Annotated in this window: 4 protein-coding genes; 1 reads left to right on the top strand and 3 read right to left on the bottom strand. The window is 44.6% G+C overall.

What is annotated here, in order from left to right:
• Positions 1-627 (top strand): AAA-type ATPase lid domain-containing protein (locus BLR65_RS28375; protein WP_176772829.1); only part of this gene is annotated, 627 nt, incomplete at its 5' end.
• Between the two features lie 324 nt (positions 628-951).
• Here the strand turns inward: BLR65_RS28375 and BLR65_RS28370 are convergent.
• The 3 genes from BLR65_RS28370 to BLR65_RS30300 all read right to left on the bottom strand — a co-directional run.
• Complete coding sequence (locus BLR65_RS28370; RefSeq protein ID WP_093798143.1) at positions 952-3,162, bottom strand: vitamin B12-dependent ribonucleotide reductase; 2,211 nt, start codon at positions 3,160-3,162, stop codon at positions 952-954.
• Between the two features lie 194 nt (positions 3,163-3,356).
• The gene (locus BLR65_RS28365; protein ID WP_093798141.1) at positions 3,357-4,466 is read right to left on the bottom strand and encodes a uroporphyrinogen decarboxylase family protein; all 1,110 of its coding nucleotides are present in this window, start codon (positions 4,464-4,466) and stop codon (positions 3,357-3,359) included.
• A gap of 42 nt (positions 4,467-4,508) precedes the next feature.
• Positions 4,509-5,738: hypothetical protein (locus BLR65_RS30300; RefSeq protein WP_093798139.1), on the bottom strand; the 1,230-nt coding region annotated here is incomplete at its 5' end.

Below are 5,738 nucleotides of genomic sequence, written 5' to 3'. Positions count from 1 at the left end.
CTGCTGCGTACCCTGCAGGACCGGCGGGTGCGCCGTGTGGGCAGCAGCCGTGAGATCGCAATAAATGTGCGGATAATTTCGGCAACCAACCGCGATCTCGAAAAACAAGTGGCCGGCGGTTTGTTCCGGGAAGATTTATATTATCGTTTGAACGTGATTCCCTTGTTTTTACCGCCGCTGCGGGAGCGGCAGGAAGATATTCGGTTATTGGCCGAATATTTTTTAAAGCGCTTTGCCGGCAAGCTGCAGCGGCCGGTGCAGGGCTTTACCCCGGCGGCGCTGGAGCGTCTGCAGTATTACGACTGGCCGGGCAATGTGCGGGAATTGGAAAATGTGGTGGAACGGGCCGTCAACCTGGTGGAAGGAACGGCCGTAGAAGAACGGCACATTTTATTGGGACGCCGTCCTCCGTCGCGCCAAATTCAAGTACCGGACGTCCGGTTTGAAACCTATCAGACCCTGCACGAACGATTAGCCCAAGTGGAAAAAATCATTCTGCGGGAAACGGTTAAGCGGTTTGGCTCAGCGCGGCGGGTAGGCTCGGTATTAGGATTGTCGCATACGGCGGTGTTAAAAAAACTCAGAAAGTATAAGTTGAATCAGCCACATCAAGCGAATGATGGCTGAGAACGGGCAGTTTTATCACCTCTAAGCTAGTTTAACATTCTTTGTCCTTGGGACAAGGTACCTGTCCCTTTGTCCCTCAATAAAATTATTTTCTGTTTATTTTGTAATAATTCCTGCTTTTAACAAAATTGCCCGCACTTGGGATTTACTACATTTATTCTTAAAAAGTATAGAACTTCTATCTGATTTTTAAAAACATCAGATAGAAGTTCTATTTTTCAGTGTTACCAATGATACGGTTATCCGTATCGGATATAACGAGCAAAAGAGGCTGTCGCATTGAGAGTGGCAGCTTTTTTTACATTTTGTACACTATAATTTGTTTTAACCGCATTTGCTGAAGCCGCAATTGCGGCATATTACGCAGCCGCTTTCATATTCAAGCGGTTTGCCGCATTCCGGGCAGGCATTGCTGGATACCGTGAAATTATGATCATCGACTTTTTCCCCATTTTGGATTTTCATTACCTTTTCGATAACCTTGCCAATTGCGTCCGGACATGACAATACCTTTAAGTCGTTTTGCCTGATCGTCGAATGGCACCGGATACCTTTCAACTGGTCAATAATAGAATTCACGTCCATTCCGGACCGCAAAGCAATCGAAACCAGCCTTGCCGTAGCCTCAGACTGTGAGGGGCAGCCGCCCGCCCGGCCGGTATTGGTGAAAACTTCACAGATTCCGTGTTGATCGTAATTTACGGTAATAAATATCGAACCGCAGCCTATTTTAACTTTTTCCGTAAATCCGGTAGTGATATCCGGCCTGGACCGGGGGGCAAAAGCTTCCTGTCTGGTGTCCTGGTCGACCGTCTCTTTACCGTTAACCTTGCCGATGTTCAGTACCTGCAGGTCTCTACTGCCATCCCGGTAGATGGTTACACCCTTGCAACCGGTCTTATAGGCTAAGTTAAATACGTCCTTAACATCTTCCCTGGTGGCTTTACTACTTAGATTGACTGTCTTGGAAACGGCATTATCCGTATATTTCTGAAACGAAGCCTGCATCCGTACATGCCATTCCGGCGAAATATCGTGGGCTGTGACAAAAATTTGCTGAATAGCTTCCGGTATTTCGGTCAGGCCCTTGATGGTTCCCCGATTAGCAATAGTCTTCATCAATTTATTACTATAGAATTGACCGTCTTTGGCCACTTGTTCAAAGTATGGATTCGTTTCAATTAATTCATCATTATCCATGACATTTCTGATATACGATAAGGCAAACAAGGGTTCAATCCCGCTGGAGACACCGGCAATGATACTTAATGTTCCCGTTGGGGCGATGGTGGTTGTGGTTGCGTTGCGCAGCCGTACTCCTTGCTGGGCGTAAATACTTTGATCATAGTTGGAAAATACGCCTTTTAGCTCCGCCAGTTTGGCCGATGCTGTTTTCGCTTGTTTCTGGATGAAGCTCATTACCTGTTCGGCCAATTCAATTGCCTGCTGTGAATTGTAAGGGATTTTCAGTTGATACAGCATGTCCGCCCAGCCCATAACCCCTAACCCAATCTTTCTGTTGCCTTTGGTCATTTGATCAATTTCCGGCAAGGGGTATTTATTTACATCAATGACATTGTCCAAAAAATGAACGGCCTTTTTTACAACAGTGCCAATTCGCTCAAAATCAACCGCTGCCTTATTACGGGTATTTTTTATCATCAGACTTAAATTTATGGAACCAAGATTACAGGATTCATACGGCAGCAGCGGCTGTTCACCGCAAGGGTTAGTACTTTCGAACGCTCCCAGCTCCGGCGTTGCGTTTTTCTCATTAAGCCTGTCCAAAAATATAATGCCCGGCTCGCCGTTACTCCACGCCATATCCACAATCACATCAAATACTTCTCTGGCATTTAGCTGTCCGGTTACGACCTTTTTATGAGGATCAATTAAGTCATATTCTCTGTTTTCTTCTACCGCTTTCATAAATTCTTCGGTAATTCCCACACTAATATTAAAGTTTGTAATATCGGCATTGTCTTTTTTGGCCGTAATGAATTCCAGAATATCCGGATGATCGACCCTAAGAATGCCCATATTGGCACCTCTTCTGGTTCCGCCCTGTTTTACGGCCTCAGTAGCGGCATTAAAAACTTTCATAAAACTAATCGGACCACTGGCCACTCCGCCGGTAGTATTTACGGAAGCCCCCTTCTGCCTTAACCTTGAAAAACTGAAACCCGTCCCGCCACCGCTTTTGTGAATCATGGCGGCATTTTTCAGCGTTTCAAATATGCCCTCCATGGTGTCCTCTATCGGCAGCACAAAACAAGCGCTTAATTGTCCCAAAGGCCTCCCCGCATTCATCAGTGTCGGCGAGTTCGGCAAAAACTCAAGGCCTGCCATCATTTCATAAAATTCATTTTCAATTGTCTGCAGTTCCGCCTCAGAGACATAGGCAGCATCGGCAGCAGCAACCGCTTTTGCGACCCTGTGAAACATCCCGTCGGCGTCTTCCAACAGCCGGCCAGCCTCATCCTTGGACAAATACCGTCTTTCCAGAACCCTTATAGCGTTATCCGATAAGTTCATATGCTAACTCCCTTCATAAATTCAGCACAAGATTTAGTATATCCACATCAATATAACACAATATATTGTATCGGTTATCGCAATACACGTCAAGAAAATTTTGGATGATCATAGCATTTAAGTAAGATAAAAATATCCACTCGCTTAACGAGTGGATATGTATTAAACGAACTATATTAGCTTTATCATAGTTCTTACTTGCCGGTAGCAGCAGCAACCATAGCCTGCATATTTTCAACTTTGGCATTAGGCGGCACTGTGCAACCTGTAGAGAGAATAAAGCCTAGTCCCATATTCTTTATTAGGTTTGTACAATAATTATAAACTTCCTCTGGATTGCCAACAGTAAGCAATGCCGCGGGAACATCACCCTTGATACACATACGATCCCCTAAAACTTCTTTAATCTTGTATATATCTGTGGCACCATCAGTTTCGAAAACTACTTTTCCTTTTGGAAAATCCTTGAAAAATTCCAAATCACGCTCCCAATTTCCATCAATATGAATGTTTGCCACTGCACCTTCGGCAATGATAGCATCAACGGTTGCCTTTAAATACTTCCATACAAACCGTTGCCAGATCTTCGGGGAATAAAATTGGCTGGCACCACGGGAAGGAGATACAAATACTACAGTAGGATTAGCAGCGCGAATTTGTTTCCTGATTTTTTCAAGAGTTTCTGCTAATATTATATCAAGTACTGCCTCAACTTTATCCGGCATTTTAAACATATCCCGCATGAATTTAGGGAATGTACGGGCCGCACTAAGATATTCGTTAACAGTAATGGATGCACCGGCCCCAATATATACGACATACCCCGCATCGACAAAGTTTTGCCGCAGTTCTGGGAGTTTTGCCGTTTCCGCTAATAGTGAAGGCACATCTATTTTTAACCTGTTTGCTATATAATCCTTACTGAAAGCAGCCCAGCCTTTATCTAAGATTGTATCATAATCCGCTACTGCCATTAATTCCTGTTCGTCAATCTGCCAAAAAGCATTATCCGGTAATTCAACCCCAGGCAATTTCATTTTGGCATAAGCCATTAACGGAAATAAACGCGCCGTACAAAAAGCCCCGCCTGTTCCATCCACCTCGCCTAATGCTTTTAAGGAATCATATATTGTTTTAGAAGAGAGCTTGACATCGAAAACAAAGTCTGATAATTTCACTCCCATGTGGTAAGCGCAAAACGCATCCGCAGTAAGTATTATGGGGGTCCTGTCTGGTTTCTCCAATGCAATAGCTTTTTTTACCCGCGCGGTGCGCTCCTTAAGCAATTCTTGAGCTGATTTCATTCTTCGCTTCTCATCTCTTTCCTTATATTTTCTTACTACTTTTTAAAAGAAGAAATCTAATTCGGCCTTAACTGTGTTAATTGAGCCCTTAGTACCATCAGCCGGTTTTACCCAGTCGCACCAGGCGAAAATGGCCACGTTTTTGTCAATAGCGATATTAGTGAATAACTCAGGTCCTTTCATACCGTGTAAGTAACCGGAAGCCCAATAGCCATGGCCATAACCGGTAAATTTATCCCAATGAACATAACGTGCCGTTACGCCATAACTGCCTGGTTTCTTCAAATCCATACGGCCGTAGGTAAGTCCCGCAAGATAAGCCTTGTTGTCTTCGTCAGCGTTTGATTGGGAATAGGTGCCAAATAACTTCAGGTTTTTCGCAATCATCTTATCCGCGCCGACTTCCCATAAATTAATTTCTGACGCATAGGGTGAGGGATTGCCTACTGTACCGCTAGTGGCAGTAATGTTTTCATCGTTTTTTATGCGGTGGTAAGCCGCTTTAAAATTAGCGTCTTTGGCTAATGGTATATTAACCTCCGCCCCCGTATAACGATTATCGGTAGTATTGGAAACAATGTACGGATTGGCTGAATTGTTGCCGCCCGCGATCCGCCGTAAATAACCGTATGTCAGTATTGTTTTCACTTTGCCAGGATCGCCAAACGCAAATTGAACACCCTGAACCGCTTTTTGATCCTGTCTGATCACGATGCCGTATCCCGGCTGATATTCAAATTTACCAATTTTGGTATTCACGTTACCAACCTTGCCAAACGCATACATCTGGTCGTTATGTCCTCCTGACCAAGTATTGGCATCTCTATTCGCGTCGTTTACATAGAAGCCACCGCTTTGGAAATCACGGGTAGCCTCATCTTCGATCAGTATTTTCCAGTTGTCGTTTACTTTGTAGGTAGCATAAAGGTCAATGCCGACAGACCACCACTGCCCGTCATTGGCATGCGGCGACTCGTAATTAGGGGCGCTCACAGCATGATAGACACCGGTATTACGCCAGGATTGGTTCGAAACATGAAGAAATCCGTTAACAGTAAGCTTATCGCTCTTTTTTTCCAGCTTGTCCACACGGACGCCCAGGTTGGTTAGCTCGTCTTTAAATTCCACTGACAATTTATTAATCAGCGCTTTATTTTCAGCGTCAGCCTTGGCTGAATGGGATATCGCCTTGCCGACAATTACCGCCATTTCATAACGCGTCAAGGTCTTATCGCCTTGAAATGTTCCATTGCCGTAGCCGTCGATAACGCC

This window comes from Sporomusa acidovorans, from assembly GCF_900101845.1.
Classification (GTDB): domain Bacteria; phylum Bacillota; class Negativicutes; order Sporomusales; family Sporomusaceae; genus Sporomusa; species Sporomusa acidovorans.
This window is presented reverse-complemented; position numbering and strand designations above follow the sequence as displayed.

Excerpts from the sequence above, each read along its gene's own strand:
- BLR65_RS28365 (WP_093798141.1), bottom strand. The coding sequence starts at position 4,466 with ATGAAATCAGCTCAAGAATTGCTTAAGGAGCGCACCGCGCGGGTAAAA.
- BLR65_RS28370 (WP_093798143.1), bottom strand. The coding sequence starts at position 3,162 with ATGAACTTATCGGATAACGCTATAAGGGTTCTGGAAAGACGGTATTTG.